This window comes from Streptomyces paradoxus, from assembly GCF_014202475.1.
Lineage (GTDB): Bacteria > Actinomycetota > Actinomycetes > Streptomycetales > Streptomycetaceae > Streptomyces > Streptomyces paradoxus.
On record NZ_JACHGV010000014.1, the window covers coordinates 164,567 to 182,395 of the forward strand.

At 69.8% G+C, this 17,829-nt stretch carries 15 protein-coding genes and 5 pseudogenes; 6 read left to right on the forward strand and 14 right to left on the reverse strand.

The features are described from left to right. Positions 1-6: 6 nt before the first annotated feature. Positions 7-873: an alpha/beta fold hydrolase gene (locus tag HNR57_RS33935; protein WP_313675513.1), complete on the reverse strand. Its 867-nt coding sequence runs from the start codon at positions 871-873 to the stop codon at positions 7-9. 846 nt (positions 874-1,719) lie between these two features. Further along, positions 1,720-2,571: an alpha/beta fold hydrolase gene (locus HNR57_RS33940; protein ID WP_184566305.1), complete on the reverse strand. Its 852-nt coding sequence runs from the start codon at positions 2,569-2,571 to the stop codon at positions 1,720-1,722. A gap of 481 nt (positions 2,572-3,052) precedes the next feature. Between HNR57_RS33940 and HNR57_RS33945 the strand changes: the two genes are divergently transcribed. Both HNR57_RS33945 and HNR57_RS33950 read left to right on the forward strand, forming a co-directional pair. Then, positions 3,053-3,655: a TetR family transcriptional regulator gene (locus HNR57_RS33945; RefSeq protein ID WP_313675515.1), complete on the forward strand. Its 603-nt coding sequence runs from the start codon at positions 3,053-3,055 to the stop codon at positions 3,653-3,655. 163 nt (positions 3,656-3,818) lie between these two features. Then, positions 3,819-4,595: pseudogene (locus HNR57_RS33950) on the forward strand (NADP-dependent oxidoreductase); the annotation flags it as partial. Between the two features lie 696 nt (positions 4,596-5,291). On the opposite strand, the gene HNR57_RS39915 reads toward HNR57_RS33950, so the two are convergent. The 4 genes from HNR57_RS39915 to HNR57_RS33965 all read right to left on the reverse strand — a co-directional run bounded on the left by HNR57_RS39915 (position 5,292) and on the right by HNR57_RS33965 (position 7,670). Continuing rightward, the gene (locus HNR57_RS39915) at positions 5,292-5,543 is read right to left on the reverse strand and encodes a hypothetical protein (protein ID WP_246555189.1); all 252 of its coding nucleotides are present in this window, start codon (positions 5,541-5,543) and stop codon (positions 5,292-5,294) included. Between the two features lie 167 nt (positions 5,544-5,710). Beyond that, positions 5,711-5,851 carry an RICIN domain-containing protein gene (locus tag HNR57_RS40980; RefSeq protein WP_376772321.1) on the reverse strand — a complete coding sequence of 47 codons (141 nt, stop codon included), beginning with the start codon at positions 5,849-5,851 and terminating at the stop codon, positions 5,711-5,713. Beyond that, positions 5,835-6,389, reverse strand: coding sequence for an RICIN domain-containing protein (locus tag HNR57_RS40680; protein WP_313675517.1), 555 nt, complete (start codon positions 6,387-6,389; stop codon positions 5,835-5,837). Before HNR57_RS40680 ends, HNR57_RS40980 begins: the two co-directional genes overlap by 17 nt. A gap of 12 nt (positions 6,390-6,401) precedes the next feature. Next, entirely contained in the window at positions 6,402-7,670 is a 1,269-nt protein-coding gene (locus HNR57_RS33965; RefSeq protein WP_184566309.1) for a DUF418 domain-containing protein, read from the reverse strand. Between the two features lie 214 nt (positions 7,671-7,884). Between HNR57_RS33965 and HNR57_RS33970 the strand changes: the two genes are divergently transcribed. Beyond that, positions 7,885-8,100, forward strand: a complete 216-nt coding sequence (locus HNR57_RS33970; RefSeq protein WP_184566311.1) for a hypothetical protein — start codon at positions 7,885-7,887, stop codon at positions 8,098-8,100. 76 nt (positions 8,101-8,176) lie between these two features. Next, a complete protein-coding gene (locus tag HNR57_RS33975) occupies positions 8,177-9,964 on the forward strand; it encodes an ABC transporter ATP-binding protein (RefSeq protein ID WP_184566313.1) in 1,788 nt (595 codons plus the stop codon). A 125-nt stretch (positions 9,965-10,089) separates the two neighbouring features. Here the strand turns inward: HNR57_RS33975 and HNR57_RS40425 are convergent, their stop codons facing one another. After that, positions 10,090-10,221 (reverse strand): hypothetical protein, encoded by a 132-nt coding sequence (locus HNR57_RS40425; protein WP_281403932.1) that lies wholly within the window; start codon positions 10,219-10,221, stop codon positions 10,090-10,092. Positions 10,222-10,395: 174 nt separating this feature from the next. Between HNR57_RS40425 and HNR57_RS39925 the strand changes: the two genes are divergently transcribed. Further along, positions 10,396-10,596 carry a hypothetical protein gene (locus HNR57_RS39925; RefSeq protein WP_246555190.1) on the forward strand — a complete coding sequence of 67 codons (201 nt, stop codon included), beginning with the start codon at positions 10,396-10,398 and terminating at the stop codon, positions 10,594-10,596. Between the two features lie 387 nt (positions 10,597-10,983). Here HNR57_RS39925 and HNR57_RS33985 read toward each other — a convergent pair whose 3' ends face one another. Both HNR57_RS33985 and HNR57_RS33990 read right to left on the reverse strand, forming a co-directional pair. Beyond that, complete coding sequence (locus tag HNR57_RS33985; protein ID WP_184566315.1) at positions 10,984-12,093, reverse strand: sensor histidine kinase; 1,110 nt, start codon at positions 12,091-12,093, stop codon at positions 10,984-10,986. Beyond that, complete coding sequence (locus HNR57_RS33990) at positions 12,090-12,749, reverse strand: response regulator (protein ID WP_376772320.1); 660 nt, start codon at positions 12,747-12,749, stop codon at positions 12,090-12,092. Before HNR57_RS33990 ends, HNR57_RS33985 begins: the two co-directional genes overlap by 4 nt. A gap of 199 nt (positions 12,750-12,948) precedes the next feature. On the opposite strand from HNR57_RS33990, the pseudogene HNR57_RS33995 reads away from it, so the two are divergent. Next, positions 12,949-13,910: pseudogene (locus tag HNR57_RS33995) on the forward strand (heparan-alpha-glucosaminide N-acetyltransferase domain-containing protein); the annotation flags it as partial. Positions 13,911-14,330: 420 nt separating this feature from the next. Here the strand turns inward: HNR57_RS33995 and HNR57_RS34000 are convergent. The 5 genes and pseudogenes from HNR57_RS34000 to HNR57_RS40690 form a co-directional block, all read right to left on the reverse strand. Then, positions 14,331-15,310, reverse strand: a pseudogene (locus HNR57_RS34000) (DUF418 domain-containing protein). Between the two features lie 269 nt (positions 15,311-15,579). Next, positions 15,580-15,751, reverse strand: a pseudogene (locus tag HNR57_RS39930) (helix-turn-helix domain-containing protein); the annotation flags it as partial. A gap of 85 nt (positions 15,752-15,836) precedes the next feature. After that, positions 15,837-16,271, reverse strand: a pseudogene (locus HNR57_RS34005) (transposase); the annotation flags it as partial. A 405-nt stretch (positions 16,272-16,676) separates the two neighbouring features. Next, complete coding sequence (locus tag HNR57_RS39935) at positions 16,677-17,000, reverse strand: aldehyde dehydrogenase family protein (RefSeq protein ID WP_246555191.1); 324 nt, start codon at positions 16,998-17,000, stop codon at positions 16,677-16,679. Positions 17,001-17,421: 421 nt separating this feature from the next. Beyond that, a complete protein-coding gene (locus HNR57_RS40690; RefSeq protein WP_313675525.1) occupies positions 17,422-17,523 on the reverse strand; it encodes a cupin domain-containing protein in 102 nt (33 codons plus the stop codon). Between the last annotated feature and the right edge of the window lie 306 nt (positions 17,524-17,829).

Sequence of the window (17,829 nt, forward strand, 5' to 3'; positions counted from 1 at the left end):
CGCCTTTTACCGCTCGAGGAACTCGAGAGCCGTCTCCACGAACTGCCCGTGGAACTGGAAGATGCCGCCATGGCCGGCGTCGGGGTAGAGGACCAACTCGCCGTTAGGCACTCGCCGCGCCAGGTCGACCGAGTTCTGGCTCGGAACCATCCTGTCGCTCTCGCCGTTTGCGACGAGCACCGGCTGGTGGATGACCGAGAGGTCGTGGGGCCGCTCCAGCCCCCACCGGTGAATGGCCTTGAGCTGAGCGCCGTACGACGTGAGAGAGATCGCCTTGTCCCTGCCCTGGGTGCGCTCCTTCAGGCGGGCCAGGAACGCCTTCCCGGCCCGACGCCCATTGGCGGTACGGGTGAAGAAGAGGAACTGCTTCGGGTCCTGAAGGGTGAGCAGCCCCCGAACGGTGTCGAGATGGGACAACCGGGTCACGTCCTTGATGCCCTCACCCCCCGCCGGACCGGTACCCGTGAGGATCAGCTTGCGGACGAGGTCCGGATCGGTCTGCGCGATCACCTGGGCGATCATGCCGCCCATCGAGAAGCCGTGGAGATCGACGTACTCGAGCCCGAGTGCCCGGATGAACGTGACGGCGTCCTTCGCCATCGCTTCGATGGTGCGCGGCGTCGAACCGCTGGAAGCACCGACACCCCTGTTGTCGAAGGTGACGACATGACGCTTGGCGGCGATGCCGTCGACGACCCGGGGGTCCCAGTTGTCGAGAACCGCGGCGAGGTGGGTGAGGAAGACCACCGGGACGCCGGACCGGGGACCGAGCTCGCGGTAGGCGAAGGTCACCCCGTCGGCGGTGATGGTGCGGGTCGGTGCGTTCTTGTACGACGTCACGACGTCGCCTCGTACTTCCTGGGAGTCATTCACGGTCGCGCCCTTCGGCATGGGGGGGTGTATCCCTGGCGTCTCCCGGCTGCGACTGCAGTCTGCGGGGGTCGACGGTCAAAGGCCGCGGACATCGGAACCCTGAGCGGTCGAGCCTCTCAGCATCACGTCGACCATTGAAGTATGACCGTAATTCTATTAGACCGCAAGACTACGAGTTCCAGAGCTGACGTCTTCGTCGGAGTCGACTCTTCAGGTCGCGGAGGAGGTGCTCGCACCGAGGCCTGGCGCGACAGGTCGGGCACGGTGCGCCCGGACATCGAGCGGTCGTGAAGGTTCGGCGCACCGGGACACGCCGACACCTGCCGACACTCCCGCGGACGACCCAAGACGAGTCAGCCGTCGACGGCACCAAACGTGAGCGAAGGGTGCGTGGGCGACCCGCCTCGAGGCGTCGAGATCCCAGAGGAATCCGGCGCCCTCGGGACAGCGACGTATCGGAGGGCGAAGGAGGAAGGCCATGGCGACAGCCGACCGTCGCGCACGCCACGGGCGATGGGGGCGGGCCCGTTTGCGCTCTCCCCGTACCATGCCGTCGGCGACGATACGGCGGAGCACCGACACGGCCGGCCGCCGGTTCGGGAGACCACGTCGACGGCCCGGCGCTCATTGCGCACGCGGGCCGAACAGGCCGGCCAGGTTGCGCGTCGGACATCTCCGCGAGGTCCCGGCGGGGACACGGAGTCGGCCACCAGGTCCCGTGGCGGTTCCGTTCGCCCATCGCGCGAGCGCCGCCTCACACAATCCGTGAGGCGGCGTCGGCACGATGCGTCGGTCCCACTGCCGCCCCGCGCTGCGGGGGCGGTGGCGGCAGCGGGACCGGTGTGGTCAGGCGGCGAGGAAGTCGGCCACCTGCCTGGTGAAGGCCTTGGCGTACTGGAACAGGAAGGCGTGGCCGGCACCGGCGTAGAGCACGAGAGTGGCGTTGTCGAGGTGCTGGACCGCGACATAGGAGTTGTGGGCGGGGATCATCACGTCGTACAGGCCGTTGGCGTAGAGGACGGGTTGCTTGATCGCCTCCAGTTCCGCCACCACCTCGTCGAAGGGCGCCGCCAGAAGGGTGGCCGCCGCGGTGAGCATGCCCTGGGCCGCCGCCTCGGAGACCGCGGGGCCGCCGGCGGCGAGCCGGGTCGCGACGTGGTCGAAGTGCTCGCGCCCGGAGGCGCGGGCCGTCTCCGTCTCGGGGTAGAACAGGTAGAGCATGTCCTCCAGGTCGGCATCGGGCTTGGCCATGATGCCCAGGACCTTCTCGCTGAAGGGCGGAGCGTCGGGTACCCAGCCGGCCGGGCCGCTGCCCGCCACGACGACCTTGCGCACCAGCTCGGGGCGCCGCACGGCCACCCGCTGGGCCACGATGCCCCCCAGGGACCAGCCGAGCAGGTCGGCCTGCGAGAGGCCGAGTGCGTCGATGAACTCGATGGCGCCCTGGGCGAATCCCTCGATGGAGTCACGCGGCTCGCCGTCGGTGTAGCCGACGCCGACGTTGTCGAACACGATCACGTCGTGGTCGGCGGCCAGGTAGTCCAGGAACTCCGGGTCCCACCAGTCGATGGTGCCGCGGAAGCGGTTCAGCAGGACCAGCGGGACACCGCCCTGCGGACCCATCCGCCGGTAGGTGAACCGCGCGGAGGGGCCCTCGACGATGAGGTCCTCGGCCTTGTCTGCCAGATAGGTGCCCATGATGTCCTTTTCCTCTTGACGGGTGCGCGTGACATCTCGCGGGTCCGCTCGCGCAGCACACCGCAGACGTGCCGGGACGGCGGGACGGAGTTCTCTTCGCCGGCGCCCGATGCACTGCACAGGCACTGTCGACCAGGTCACACAGCGGCGGGTGCCGACCCATGCCTGCCGGCTCGTTTCCGATCACCCCGGCATCCGCCTCGCCGAGCAATGAGGCGGCACTGACCGGGGGCAATTAAATTACGTTCATAATACTATGCACGGAGACGATGGAACGCAAGCGAGCCCTCGCAGCCGGCCGCACTCCGCGACGCGCAATGAACACCCCGAGCGAGGGGACACCGCGCCACCCGGCACGGCACCTCGCCGCCGAACGGGCAGCCACTGGAGCCTCGAATCTATTGAAGTACGATCGAAATACAATATGACGAGGGCGCCCGCCAAGAGCAAGCAGCCCCTCCGACGAGCAAAGGAGCGCGCGGTGCGCTACGGGAAAGAGCACAAGCAGGCGACCCGGCAGCGGATCATCGAGGCGGCCGGACGCCGGTTCAAGCGGGACGGCATCAACGGCTCGGGCATCTCAACCCTCATGACGGACGCGGGGCTGACCAACGGCGCCTTCTACACCCACTTCACATCCAAGGACGACCTCGTCGCCACCGCGATCGCCGACCAATTGCAGGCGCAGAACGCGAGCGTCGTCGCGCAGGCGGAACCCGGCCGCGCAGGACTTGAGCAGATCGTGCGCTGGTACCTGTCCGCCCAGCATCGCGACAGCTCCGAAGACGGCTGCCCCTCCGCCGCCCTGCTCGACGAAATCCGGCGCTGCACAGACCCGACCAAGCAGGCTTACACCGACGGCGTACTGATGGTCATCGACGGCATCGCCGCCCGCCTGGCACCCGACGATCCCCTCGCGGTCCGCACCAAGGTGCTCGGCGTCTACGCCATGATGGCCGGAACACTCCAGCTTGCCCGAGCCCTCACCGACCGGCAGCTCGCCGATGAACTGCTCGAACAGGGCATCCACAACGCCTTCGCCCTGCTGGGCGTGGAGCATGGACACTCCGGCCCCGCGATGTGACACACCCGCACCCCCTTGCGGTCCACCGACCCAGCACATAGTATTACGATCATAATCTCAAGGGTTGCGGCGTCCGCCCGACACCTAGGGAAACCCTGGATGCCCAGGAATCCCGCGATGCCCATCACCCCCGTCCACTTGCGGACGAGATACGGAGACGACGATGAGGGCCTTCACGGTGGAGCGCTACGGCGACAAGGCCGACGTGCGTGCCGGTGAGGTGCCGGACCCGGAGGTGGGCGCGGACGACGTGCTGGTCCGGATCCATGCCGCGAGCGTCAACCCGCTCGACCGCATGATCCGGGACGGGGAGCTGAAGGCGATCCTGCCGTACCGGCTCCCGGTCGTCCTGGGCAACGACCTCGCCGGAATCGTGGTCGAAGTAGGCGCGGCCGTCACGCGCTTCGCGGTGGGCGACGAGGTCTTCGCGCGGCCCGACAAGGACCGGATCGGCACGTTCGCCGAACTCATCGCGGTGCACCAGGACGACGTAGCGATCAAGCCGGCCACGCTGACCATGGCGGAAGCGGCATCCCCCCTGGTCGCCCTGACCTCGTGGCAGGCGCTCGTCGAACGGGCGAACATCCAGCCGGGTCAGAGAGTCCTCGTCCACGCGGGCTCCGGCGGCCTGGGCACCATCGCCATCCAGCTGGCGAAGCACTTGGGTGCCCACGTGGCGACGACCACGAGCACGGCCAACGTCGACCTGGTGAAGCGGCTCGGTGCGGACGTTGTCGTCGACTACAGGAAGCAGGCGTTCGAGACGGTGCTACACGACTATGACGTCGTCCTGGACTCGCTCGGCGGCGAGACGCTTCTGAAGTCCCTGAACGTGCTCAAGCCCGGCGGACAGGTCATCAGTGTCTCGGGCCCTCCTGATGCCGCTTTCGGCAGGGAACTGGGAGCGAATCCGGTCATCCGGCTGGCGATGTCCGCGCTGAGGGCGCTGCGAGCCGCTTGCCGCGTCCGTATGGACTGCGCCCAGTTTCCTCAGCTCATTGCCATGTGCATCAAGGCCCGTACCGCTCCCGAGAGCACCCATGGAACAGCTGAAGTGGATCAGCTGGCACGCGAGTGCGGGCTGGCCGCAACGGAGTTCACGGATGCACTTGACCAACTGACGGCCGCAGGGCACATCAGCTCCTGGAGCGTGCAGTCGGCGTCGGGAGACTGTACTGGACACTGGCAGAGCCCGGCGAGCGTGGATGCGAAGGAACGACTCGTCGGTGACCGGCAGACGTCGACGGTCCGTCACACGCAACGTCGATATCGCAAACATCCGCGCCGAGGCGCCGGGGGCGTCGCTGGGTCCGGCCCTCCGACGGAAGGACCGGGCCCAGCGTGTGCGGCACGGTCAGCGGGCCCTGCGATCGATGAGAGGGCCGTGCCGACGATGCCAGCCTCCACCGCCAGGGTACCGATGTGCCCGCGCAGTTCACCGGTGATGTCGACGAGAGCGCGAACCTGCCGGTAGACGGCGGTGGCGTTCAGGTCCTGCTCGCTGCGCCGGTACCCGGCTTGGGCGGCGAAGGCGATCTGGAGCCGCTCAGCATCGGGTCTGCGTTCGTCGCCCAGGGCGAGGCCCATCAGGTGCGCGCCTGTGGCGAAGGCTCGCCGCACCCGCACCCGCACGCGTCTAGCCGGGAGTCTCCGGGGCGAGCGCGGCGAGCCAGTGCAGGTACCACGCCGTGGCGAGGGTCTCGTCCTCGATCTCCCGCTCACCGCGGAAGGCCGCGACCTCTAGATGAATGAGTCGCGCCGTATGGGGAGACCGGCGACGAGTTGGTGGCAGACCGGTGGACGGGCAGACCGCCACGCGGTGCGGTCCGTGCCACCGCAGCGAGCGGGCCGTGGTCGCCCGTCTGGCGCTGTCCCGGAACTGCGCCACCTGCGCTTCGTCCAGCGGCCGGTGCCCGGGCCCGGACCGCCTGCGGTGATCCCCCCACCCCCCACCGAACGCGCGCCGGGCCGTGCGAGCGGACGCTCGCACGGCTCCGCATCGCTGGGCGTCGGTAGAGGCGACGACCGTCGTCGGGATCGTCAGACGGCGATGATCTACCACTGCTGCCGCGTCAGTGACGGGTACGGCTGTTGCTCGATGTTGGCTCCGTCGGCGGTGCTGTCCTCGTCGACGGTGAGGCAGAGCCCGCTGTAGCGGTTGATGAGGAAGTAGCAGCCGTCACCCGTGGGCGTGATGGCCCAGTCCGGCTGGCGGCGTTGGCGTCCCCCGGATGACCACGTTGCCGCCGTCGGCGTGGGAGAGACCCGCGGCCTCCCGGAGCCTGCCGCTGCCCAGACCCTTGATCTCGCATTGGCCGTCGCCGGTCTTGGAGAAGGTCCACTTCTCGTTCGCCTTGTTGAGACAGGGCCACTGCAGGACGTTGGTGCGGTTCGCCATGCCCCCCCCGCGCTCCACGTCGGCGGCCTTGCCGCTGTGCCGCACGAAGCCGACGTTCCGGGCGGGCCATTCGGCCACCTTGAGGGTCTGGTTGCCGGCCCAGGTGCCGGAGGCGACCTGGGTGAAGTTCGTGCCGTCGGTGCTGGTGGAGATGAGAAGGCGTCTTGGAGGTGGCGCAGCCGCTCGGTAGTGAGATCGAGGGCTCCATGTCGGTGCGGTGCTTTTCAGGGCCCGCAGTGCCGTCCTGTCGAGGGCCGACAGGGGCTCGGATTCGGGGAAGGGGATGAGGAACTGCTCGGGCATCTCGGTGCCGGGGTGGAGCGAGGGGCGTCCCACCCCGGCCGGGTCTCATCGGATGTGCTTCGCCGGCTTGGTGGCGGCGTTGAGGAGGTATTCCAGGGGGCCTCGGCTGAAGAAGCGGGACCAGATCGCGGCGAACACGGTCGCCCCGAGGACGAACATGAGCAGCGGCACCCATGATTGCTGGGCGCCGGTCCCGGCGGGCACGGACAGCGCCGACTGGGCAAGGAAGTGGCCGACGTAGGCCGTCAGGGACATGGTGCCCACGGCGATGACCGGCTTGGCCAGGCGGCGCAGTCGCGGCAGGCGGTCCATCGCCACCGTCGCGCCCACGATCACGAGGATCGCGACGCCCACGCTGCCGATGATGTCGAACGTGGTCCCGCTGTGCGGCCCGGCCTTCAGCAGGAACGACGCGGACATCTCGGGGAACGACCCCCCGTCCGGGGACATCGAACCGCTGGCGGGGGGCATCGAACCGGAGCTGCCGGACGACGACCCGTCTTCCGCCATGCTCCTCAACGCGCCCGATCCGGCGAGCAGCAGGGACATGCCATAGGCGGCCGCGGTGAGCGAGGCGCCGAGCGCGGCGAGGCGCTTCTGAACGGTGCCGGAGGACAGGTCGAGGCGGCCCAGGGCCATGCCCGCGATCACGAACGACATCCACGTGAGCGCCGGGTAGAAGCCGGTGAGCAGCAGGTCGAGCACTCCCACCTCGCTGAGGCGGCGGAGCGGGTCGTAGGCGTTGATGCTCTCCTGGACCGACGAAGTCAGCAGCGAGTTCAGGGCGAACGCCAGCTGCGGTGTGACGAGGGCGAAGGCGGCCGCGATGATCGCGAGTGTCCTGGCACGCAGTCGCACCAGCGGCAGGGCGAGGAGGAAGTAGACCCCGTAGAAGCCGAGGATGATCACTCCCCCGTACTCCATCGCCAGCACCGTGCCCAACACCAGCAGGACCACAGCCCGGATCGCGATCCGAGCCCTCGCCTGCCGGCCCGCCAGGCCCGTCTTCGGCTCGCGGCGGCCGGCGATCAGCATCAGCGAGAACCCGGCGAGAGTGGCGAACAGGACCGACGAGTGGCCATCCGCTATGTAGCGGATCCAGCTCGCCACGCCGCTCGTGGCGGACAGCGGGGGGCCGATGTGCACGATGTACATGCCGAACACCGCCAGCGCGCGGGCCAGGTCCACCCCGACGAGGCGTCCCATCGAGGGACCGGCCGAGGCCGGCACGGCGGACTCGGGTGAGGTTCGGGGCGGCGGAGGTGAGTTCTCCGGGAGAGCTGACATCTCCTGCGGCGGCTGCGTCTGTGTCATACGGCAAACCTCGCGCGGAGCTCAGGGGGCGGGCCATCCGGCAGGCGTCGGTAACGCCCCCGCCGACCGGCGGTTACCGCCCTGCCGACCGGCGGAACCTCGTCCCCGGCCCGGTCCGGTGCGACCGGGCGGTGGTCTTGTCCAGCCACTCGGCGGGGGTGGACCCGACAGTTGCCGGATGGGTGCGGGGCGGCCGGGCTTCCAGGGTGGAGGCATGACACACCGTGCGCGGCACAAGGAGCCCGACACCTCCCACGCCTCACCAGCTGACGAACCGGGGCATGACGTGGTCCCTCGCAGGGGCGACTTCCTGGAGTTCCTCGGCCTGGTGCTGGCTGCGGGCGCCCTCGTCCTGGTCGTCGTACGCCCTGAGCTCCCCGAAGCGTTGGTGCGCTCCCTTTCCTCGAGCACAGCCGGACTCGTCCGCTGAGCCGGCACACCATCACCCCCGGTCCGCCCGGCACCGTCCATGCGGTGCCGGGCGGACCCCAGAAGGAAGGAATGTTGTGAACACCGCATCCGCCCCGGCGAAGGATGAGACGTCTCTGTCTGCCCGGGAGACGGTCAGGGCGCTGTACGGGTATGTCCGGCCGCACCGTTGGGCCGTTGCCCTTGGTCTGTTGTGTGCCCTGGTGGGGGCCGCCGGGGCGCTGTTGCAGCCGCTGGCCACGAAGGCGCTGGTGGACCGGATGGCCTCTGGTGGGACGATCACCGGGATCCTGATCGGGCTCACCGTGCTGGTGGTGATGGGCACGGCGGTCGAGGCGTTCGGCGCGTACGTGCTGGAGCGGACGGCGGAGTCGGTGGTCCTGGCCGCTCGACGCACCGTGGTGGGGCGGCTGTTGCGGCTGCGGATCGCGGAGTTCGAGCGGATCCCGCCGGGTGATCTGATGTCCCGCGTCACCTCGGACACGACGCTGCTGCGGGCGGTCAGCACGCAGGCGGTCGTCTCCGCGGCCACGGGTGCGGTCGCGTTCGTCGCGGCGATCGTGATGATGGCGTTCCTCGACGCCGTGCTGCTGGGTGTGACGCTCGGCGTGGTCGTGCTGGTCGGCGGGGCCGTCGCGCTGGTGATGCCGCGGATCGCGCGGGCCACCGAACGGTCGCAGCGCGCGGTCGGGGAGATCTCCGTCGCGTTGGAGCGGGCCTTCGGGGCGTTCCGTACGGTGAAGGCGTCCGGCGCCGAGGGCCGGGAGACCGCCCGTGTGGAGGCGGCGGCACGGCGGGCCTGGCGGCACGGCGTGAAGAGCGCGAAGTGGGAGGCCGCGGCGGGCTCGGCCGACGAACTCGCCGTACAGCTGGCCTTCCTCGCGGTGCTCGCCGTCGGCGGGGCGCGCGTGGCGTCCGGGGAGATCCCGGTCTCCACCCTCATCGCCTTCCTGCTGTACCTCTTCTATCTGATGGAGCCGGTGTCCCGGCTGGTCGACGCCGCGTCCTCCTACCAGGAGGGGTCGGCCGCCATCTCCCGGATCGCGGCCGTGGAACGTCTGGCGACGGAGCCGGTCATCGGGCGGCAGGACACCCCGCCCCGGCAGGAGGCGGCGGTGCCGGGCCCGGCGTCGGTCCGCTTCGAGGACGTGTCCTTCCGCTACCGCCCCGGTCTGCCGTACGTCCACCACCAGGTCAGCTTCGATGTGCCGGGCACGGGGACGACGGCCTTCGTCGGTCCCTCGGGCGCGGGCAAGTCGACGGTCTTCGCGCTCATCGAGCGGTTCCACGAGGTCACCGGCGGCCGGGTCCTGGTCGACGGCAAGGACGTCCAGGACTGGTCCCTGGCCGAGCTGCGGTCTGCCATCGGGTACGTGGAACAGGACGCGCCCGTCTTGGCCGGCACCCTGCGGGAGAACCTCGTCTTCGCGGCGCCCGGCGCGACGGACGACGACATCCGCGACGCCCTGGCCCGGACGAAGCTCGACGCCCTCGTCGAGCGCCTGCCCCACGGCCTGGACACCCCGGTCGGACACCGCGGCTCCAAGCTGTCCGGCGGTGAGCGGCAGCGCGTCGCCATCGCCCGCGCCCTGCTGCGCAGGCCCCGCCTGCTGCTCCTGGACGAGGCGACCTCGCAGCTCGACGCCGTCAACGAGCTGGCGCTGCGGGACGTCCTCACGGAGGTGGCCCGCGAAACCACCGTGCTGGTGGTGGCCCACCGCCTGTCGACGGTGACCGGCGCCGACCGGATCGTCGTCATGGACGCCGGACGGGTCCACGCCATCGGCACCCACGAGGAACTGGTGGATGAGGACCCGCTGTACGCACAACTGGCAGCCACCCAGCTCCTGACCCCCGCCCGATGACCCCACCACACGCGAGGTGGTCCGGTCGGCCACTGCCCCACGCCCGGCCGGACAACCACCCACACCCGCACCCACACAGACCAAGACCGCGAAAGGCCACCCATGTACACCGAGTCCGCCATCCGTCACAGACGAGCGGTGTGGAGCTGGCTGGCGCAGCCGACCGCGCTGTTCGGCGGCGTGTACGGGCTGCTGGTGTCGAGTTCGGCCGTTGCCGCGCTCACCCAGTTCGGTGAGACGACTCGAGCGGCACGCATGGACGATGCCCTATGGGTCCTGTTCACCGCCCTCGCCTCGGCCCTGGCCCATGGTTACGCCCACCAGATCGCCCACCGCGACGCGCAGGGACGTCCCGGCGTGCGGGGTGTGGTGCGTGCCGTGCTCGCCGAATGGCCGCTGGTGGTGGCGGCGCTGCCCACCGCACTGCTGCTGTGGGGGGGGCGGGCCTTGGCTGGTGGCGCTCGGCAGGCATCGAGTACGTCGCCTTCGGCATCAACACCGTCCTGCTGCTGGGCTGGGGCGTGCTGGCTTCCCGGGCCGCGGGCAGCACATGGGGACGAGCTCTCAGGATCGGCTGTGCCGACGCGATCCTGGGAGTGGCCGTCGCCTTGGTCAGCACGCTGCTGAAGTGACGCGGCGACTTGTCACGTGTAGCTCTCGTCGTCCGCCGTGGGCGAGGCGGAAATCAGAGCTGTCAGCCTGGTGCCGGGACGTTGACTGTCCGACCGCGGCACCAGAGCCGGTCAGGGCGGGGAGCGGGACGTGCATGCTCGGCGGAGCGCAGGTCAGGGCGCCAGCGCCCGTTTGCCGGCCGCGGACCATGGCCTCGTGAGCCGACGGAAGACCATGAGAGATCGTAGTCGCCAAGTTCACAATGGCCTGACGCCTCGGCCCCGCCCCCCTCGGGATGCGGATCCGGATCCGCATCCGCATCCGCATCCGCATCCGCATCCCGAGGATCCTTCCCAGGGTTCACGTGCCGTAGGTAATGATCCGCCGGACAGGCCCTACGTAACAGCTCAGTCCGCGCTGAGCGGGATCCGCAGCCGCACCCGGTAGCCGCCTTCCGCGGTCGGGCCCGCATCCAGGGTGCCGTGCAGGATGTCGGCACGTTCCCGCAGCCCGACGAGGCCTTGCTGGGAGCCGGGGAGGGACAGGGAAGGACGCGTGGATGGGGTGTTGGTGACGGTCACTCCGATGCCCTCGCCGTCCTGCCACAATTCGACGCTGGCCGTGGCGCCGGGTGCGTGTTTGCGGACGTTGGTCAGCGCTTCCTGAACCGTACGGTAGAGGGCGCGTTGGGTGGGTGTGCTCACAGTGGGCGGCAGTTCCCCCGTCAGCTGTACGTGAGTGCCGCTCGATTCCACGAGTTTACGCAGGTCTGCAAGGGTGGGCTGAGGCGTCAGCTCGGTGGCGTCGCCGCCGGAGGCCCGCAGCAGGGTGACCATGGTGCGCAGTTCGTCGAGCGTGGTGACGCTCAGCGAACGGATCGTGCGAGCGGCCTCCTTGGCGTCCACGTCCCGGGCGGCGACCTGCAACGCCCCGGCCCGTACGGCGATCAGGCTGACCTGATGGGAGACCACGTCGTGCATCTCCCGGGCCAGCTGGGCGCGTTCGCGAGCGAGGACGGCATGGGCGTGCAGGGTCCGCTCGTGTTCCCTTGCCTCCTCGATCTCGGCCAACCGCCGCGCCAGGTCCCGCTGTGCCTGGAGAAGCTGGCCGAAGAGGACCGGTGCCGCGGTCGTAGCCAGGCCGTACACGAAGAAGACCAATGTCATGGTCCGGTCGACCTCGGCCAGGGGCCACGGAGTGCTGCTCGCGACGGCGGCCAGGGCGACGCACACAGCGAGGAGACGGCGGTTGCGGGAGCGTTCGGCCAGGGTGAACAGCGCCGCGAGCACAGCGACGGCGACATCCTGCATCAGCGCGACGGGCAGGGTGAGCAGGAACACGACGAGCGGGAACCGGCGCCGGAAGGCCAGCGCGGTGCACCCGACAGCCGCCAGCGCGAGCTCGAGGCGCGTGGGCTCCCAGTTGTTCAGCCGCACGTCCACGGCCGCCGCTGCCACCAGGGCGAGGTCGATGACCGGCGCGGGAACCCGCTGCCATAGGGCGCGTGCACGGCTCATCCCCCGGCCTCCGACCGCAGGCGCTCGTCGAGTAGCCCGGCCCGCTGCGCCAGCAGCGCCGCCTGCACCCGGCTCGCCACGCGAAGCTTCGTCAGGATGGCGCTGACGTGGTCCTTCACCGTGCCCGCCCCCAGGTGGATACGCGCCCCGATGTCGGCGTTCGACAGCCCCTCCGCCACCAGGACGAGGACGTCGCGCTCCCGCGCGGTGAGCAGCCGGACCCGCGCGGCCTCCTCGTCGACGGCCGTCCCGGTGCCGGGGTGGCTGTGCAGCAGCGTCCGCGACGCCTTGGGGGACAGCACCACACCGCCCGCGGCCAGGGTGCGCACCAGGTGGGCGAGCTGCTCGGGCTCGGTGTCCTTGAGGAGGAAACCGGCCGCGCCGGAGTGCAGGGCGGTGAGGATGTACTCGTCGGCGTCGAACGTGGTCAGCATCGCCACCACCGGCGGGTCCGGCATCGTGCGCAGTTCCCGGAGCACGGTGAGCCCGTCGACCTCCGGCATCCGGATGTCCAGCAGCACCACGTCGGGCCGCTCCCGGCGGACCGTCTCGACCGCCTCGCCGCCACTCGCGGTCGCGACGACCGCGATGTCCTCGGACGCGCCCAGAATCAGCTGGAAACCCGAGCGGACCAGAGCCTCGTCGTCAACCACCACTACCCGGATCATGCGCTCCCCTACCCTTCGTTCATACCGTCCGGCCCACGCCGACTCGACCCTAAAGCCCCGATCGGTCCCGGCGGCCCGCTGAACTGCAGCTCCAGCCACACGGCGGGGTAGCACCCACCACTCGGCAGGGCCGCGGCAGCCTCCTGTCGGATGGGCCGTGATCGGCCCGGCCTCCAGTCTGAGGGCCATGGCCCATCACCCGGACCCCGCGCTGCTCCCGGCCGATACCCCGTCTTCTGGAGGTGAGCGTCGTGAGCCCTCGACCGGTGCGCCCGGAGTGGGCCGGCTGATCGGGCTGGACCTGGCCCGCGGCCTGGCCGTCTTCGGCATGTACGCGGTCCACGTGGGCCCCGCCCCGGCTCAGGGCGGTGTCTCGGCTTCCTGATGGAGCTGGCGCAAGGCCGCTCCTCCGCCCTGTTCGCCGTCCTGGCCGGCTTCGCGGTCGCTCTCATCACCGGGCGCCGCACGCCGAAGACCGGCCTGGCCGGCCGTCAGGCCGTCGCCAAGGTGATCATCAGGGCCGTGATCCTGCTGGCCCTCGGCACCGCCCTGACCATGACCGGCACCCCGGTCGTGCCGATCCTCGTCTTCTACGGCCTGTTCTTCCTGCTCGTGCTGCCGCTGTACCGGCTGGGCGCCAAGCCACTGGCGCTTGTCGCCGCGGGATGGGCCCTGGTGGGCCCGCAACTGCTGTACGCGCTGAAGCCGGTGGTCGGCGGCCGCGTGTTCCTCTCCTACGGCCAGGCCGACGGCCCCGTCTCGTTGTTCTTCACCGGCGGTTATCCGGCCCTGACCTGGGTCCCGTTCGTGATCGCCGGTATGGCTGTCGCCCGCTGCGACCTGACTGCCACGGCGGTCCGGATACGCCTCGCCCTCACCGGCGTGGCCCTCGCCGTCACCGGCTACGGCGGCTCCTGGCTGGCGGTGCGTCTCGTACCCGGTGCCGCCGAAGCCGTCCGGAAAGCCGAAGAGGGGCCGGGCATGTCGTCCGTGTCATCCGTATCGCCCGACAGCATCGGCATCTTCGGCGACACCCCGGCCGGGATGCTGGCCTCAGCCCCGCACAGCGAGGCGACCCTGTCCATCATGGCCGCCACGGGTGTGGCGATCCTGGTGATCACCGCATGCCTGGCCGTCATGGACGCCTGGCTCAGCTGACATCCGTCGAGTACGGGCGCTCTGCGTTTCACCGCGAGTTACGACCTGGGCGGAAATCACCAGCCTCGACACGCGTGGGCAACCGCCGCTGCTCTTTCGACCAGATGAGGCGGCGAGAGGCATTTGGCCGCCAACTCCGTGGTTCACCAACCTGGGTGTATCCGTCGTGGCCTCAGCCGCATCGGCGGCAGTCGCGTCTTGGCCCGCGCACAATCCTGCCCCGGGGACCATGTCCCGGCCCCTGGCCCAGGCATGGCCGGCCACTCCCCAGGCCGCGCCACGGACGGCAGGTCGGCGTCAGGCGGAGCTGAGATCAGTCGGCCAGGTCCACTGCCGAGGCCCACAAGGCTGCCCCCTTGCGGGCCGAGCGGGCCGGGGTGGGGCAGGAACCCGAGCCACCCCGACCGGACATCAGCGGATGTACTTGGCGGGTTTGGTGGCGGCGTTGAGCAGATACTCCAGAGGGCCGCGGCGGAAGAAGCGGCACCAGATCGTGGCGAACACGATCGCTGTCAGGATGTACGTGAGCACGGGTACCCAGGATGTCGTGGTGCCAGCGCCGGAACCGGGCCACGCGGACTGTGCGAGGAAGTGGCCTACGTAGGCGGTCAGGGACATGGTGCCCACGGCGATGACCGGCTTCGCCAGGCGGCGCAGTAGCGGCAGGCGGTCCATCGCCGCCGTCGCGGCCACGATCACGAGGATCGCGATGCCCGCGCAGCCGATGGTGGAAGGTGGTGCCGGTGTGGGACACGGCGCCCAGCAGGTCCGAGGCCGACAGCTCGGGCCCGCCGGGTGCGCTGCCCATGGAGCCGGAGACCGCGGAGCCGCTGCCCATGGAGCCCGGACCGGAGCCGCTGGAGGGTCCCCCACCTCCGCCGACGTTCCATACGGCGCTCGCGCCGGTCAGCAGTGTGGCCAGGGGCGTTGATGGTCTGCTGGACGGAGTCGCTCAGCCACATCTTCAAAACGAACGCCAGCTGCGGCATGACCAGCGCGATCCCGGCCGCGATGAGCGCCAGTGTCCTGGCGGTCAGTTGTACCAGGAGCAGTGCGAGGAGGAAGTAGACGCCGTAGTAGGCGAGGATGATGATGTCCCCGTACTCCATCGCCAGCACGGTGCCCAGGGCCAGCAGGATCACGGCGCGGATCGCGATGCGGGCCTTCGCCTGCCGGCCCGCCAGACCGGTCTTCGGCTCACGGCGGCCGGCGATCAGCATCAGCGAGAACCCGGCAAGGGTGGCGAACAGGGCCGAGGAGCGCCCCTCGGCCAGGAAGTACACCCAGCTGCCGACGCTGCCCTGGGGGGAGTCCATCGGAGCGATGTGCACGATGTACATGCCGAACACCGCCAGCGCACGGGCCAGATCCAGCCCGACCAGGCGTCCCATCGAGGGGCCGCCCGAGACTTGCCCGGCGGACTCGGACGAGGCCTGCGGCGGTGGAGTCGCGTTCCTCTGCGGAGCCGACAGCTCCTGCGGCGGCTTTACCTGTGTCATACGACGGATCCTTCGGTGCCGCCAGGAGGTGGAACATCCGACAGGTTTCGGCAACGCCCCCGCCGACCGGCGGAACCGCGCCGCGCCGACAGGCCGGCGGGCCCGGCCGGCACACTTCCCGCACCGCATCAGTTCACCGAAGTAGTGGCTAGGGGTGGGCACTAGCGGGCCGCCTGAAACGTACGCCGGTACGCCTGGGGTGAGATGCCGATCGCCGCGTGCAGGTGCCGGCGCAGGGAGGTGCTCCTGGGGAAGCCGAACCCGGCCGGCGATCTGGTCCACCGACAGGTCGCTCGGCTCCAGCAGGTCCCGGGCTCGGGCTACACGCTGCTGCGACGACCGCGGTGGCCGTGCCCAGGAGTTCAGGGCCTCTGCACGGCGAGCTGGAGGTCGGCCGGTTGGGCTGTAAGGGGTCCTTTCACAATGCTGGATTCTTCCGGGCGAGAGTCATGCAGTGGGCGAGCTGGAGGAAGGCGACGTGCATGTCGTCGCGTGCTTCCCAGCGGATCCGCAGTCGGCGGGGGCCGTGGAGCCAGGCCATGGCGGACTCGGCAACCCATCGGATTTACCCCAGGCCCGAGCCGTGCGGCTCGCCGCGCCGGGCGATCTTCGGTGTGATGCCGCGTTCGCGCAGCCGGCGGCGGTAGATGTCGTGGTCGTTGCCGCGGTCGGCGTATAACGTGCGGGGCTTGCGCCGGGGCCTGCCTCGTTTGCCACGTACCGGCGGCAGGCCTCGACCAGGGGCAGGAGCTGGGTGATGTCGTTGCGGTGACCGCCGGTCAGGGACACGCGCAATGGGGTGCCGCAGGCGTCCGGTCAGCACGTGGTGTTTCGAGCCCGGCCGTGCGCGGTCAACTACTTCGTCAAGTCGGTGGAGATGGCCGTCCCACGGCACTCGGATCACGGGTGCCATGGGGGGCTGCGGAGCATGGTGGGGTGCCGGTGAGGAAGAACCGAGACTCCCCACCGGGCTGCCATGGCTGCTTGACGTCCCAGACGCCCTGCCCCGCCAACTGCTGGATGTCCTTTGCTGTCGGTGACCAGGAACTGAGAGGCAGGCGCCGACGGCAGGAACTGCTTCACACCGCCGTCCTGTCGAAGATCCGCCCGGGCGGCCAGGCTGGCGACATTGAGGCCGCCGGAGACTGGCGGCCACCCTTGACCGGGCCTCTGGTGGACGTAGTGGAATGGACCCTCACCCCGGTCACTGCCTTGCCCTGCACGACGGGGGGAGAGGGCTCCGCTAGTGTCGGCTTGCTCAGCTGTGAAAGCCGGGCAATGACAGGTACTTGAGCTGCTGGTACTCGTGGAGGCCCTCGGGCCCGCCCTCACGGCCCAGGCCGGACTGCTTGATCCCGCCGAAGGGTGCCGCGACCTCGGAGACCAGGCCGCGGTTGATGCTGCAGGGCGGCACCGTAGGAACCGCCGCTGTCACGGACGACGACCGTCTTGCCGCCCTTGCCACCACTCCCACCGGCTGTCCGGCTGGAGCCGGTGCCGCAGGCGGCGAGGGAGGGAAGAGCGGCGAGGGCGGCCAGGCCGCCTGCTCCGCGCAGGAGCGCTCTACGACCGATCTGGGCATCACTCATGGCAATACTCCTCATCTGGGGACGCATGGGACCAGCTGTGCGGGGGCTTTACCTCGCATGCGGGGGGATTGTTCAGGCGGCGAACGCGGACAGAACATCGCCCGCTTGCCTTGCCGATCGTCGTTTGGGGCGGGTGTTCGCCGTGGATCGAGGTCCCCGACGACCTTGTCGCCGGAGCGACGTCGGCCGGGTGACCGGGTGGGTGGCGGTGGGGAAACTGGAGCCGGCACAGCGGGTGACCAGCGGAGTGGGCGTGGTCCTCAGCAGAGCCGGAGCATGAGGGCTCTGGTGAGGGATGAAGCAGATCCTGGCCTGGGGCTGAGGGACGGGCCGAGCGGACCATCGGCCCCGGCGACGTTGCTCAGCAGGCAGCTTCGCGTAAACCCTGAAGGCGATCGGGGCCGGGCATCGGCATCACGTCACGGTCACGTAGATCTTGCGCACGGTTTCGATGGTCTTCCAGACGCCGACGTAGCCCGGCTTCATGACGAAGCTGTCGCCGGCCTTGTAGATCACCGGCTCGCCGCCTTCAGGTATGAGTTCGACGACGCCGGAGAGATGTGGCAGAACTCGAAGGTCTCGCCCTTGATCGAGCGCATCTCGCCGGGCGTCGCTTCCCAGACGCCCGTATGGATCGACTCCCCACGGGCGACGTCCTGGGCCCAGGTCCGAAAAGCAGGGTCGCCGGAAATCAGGCGTTCCGGGAGCGGGCCGGACCAAAAGGAGCGACGGAGAACAGGTCGTTCAGCTCCTTGCTGATGGTGATGCCCAGCAGGGTGTTCAGCCAGCGGTGTACCCGCCGTCGACGGTCAGGACCGATCC

Excerpts from the sequence above, each read along its gene's own strand:
- HNR57_RS33940 (WP_184566305.1), bottom strand. The coding sequence starts at position 2,571 with ATGGGCACCTATCTGGCAGACAAGGCCGAGGACCTCATCGTCGAGGGC.
- HNR57_RS33965 (WP_184566309.1), bottom strand. The coding sequence starts at position 7,670 with ATGACACAGACGCAGCCGCCGCAGGAGATGTCAGCTCTCCCGGAGAAC.
- HNR57_RS33970 (WP_184566311.1), top strand. The coding sequence starts at position 7,885 with ATGACACACCGTGCGCGGCACAAGGAGCCCGACACCTCCCACGCCTCA.
- HNR57_RS40425 (WP_281403932.1), bottom strand. The coding sequence starts at position 10,221 with ATGCGTGCCGCTCGAGTCGTCTCACCGAACTGGGTGAGCGCGGCAACG.
- HNR57_RS33985 (WP_184566315.1), bottom strand. The coding sequence starts at position 12,093 with ATGAGCCGTGCACGCGCCCTATGGCAGCGGGTTCCCGCGCCGGTCATC.
- HNR57_RS39935 (WP_246555191.1), bottom strand. The coding sequence starts at position 17,000 with ATGCCCAGATCGGTCGTAGAGCGCTCCTGCGCGGAGCAGGCGGCCTGG.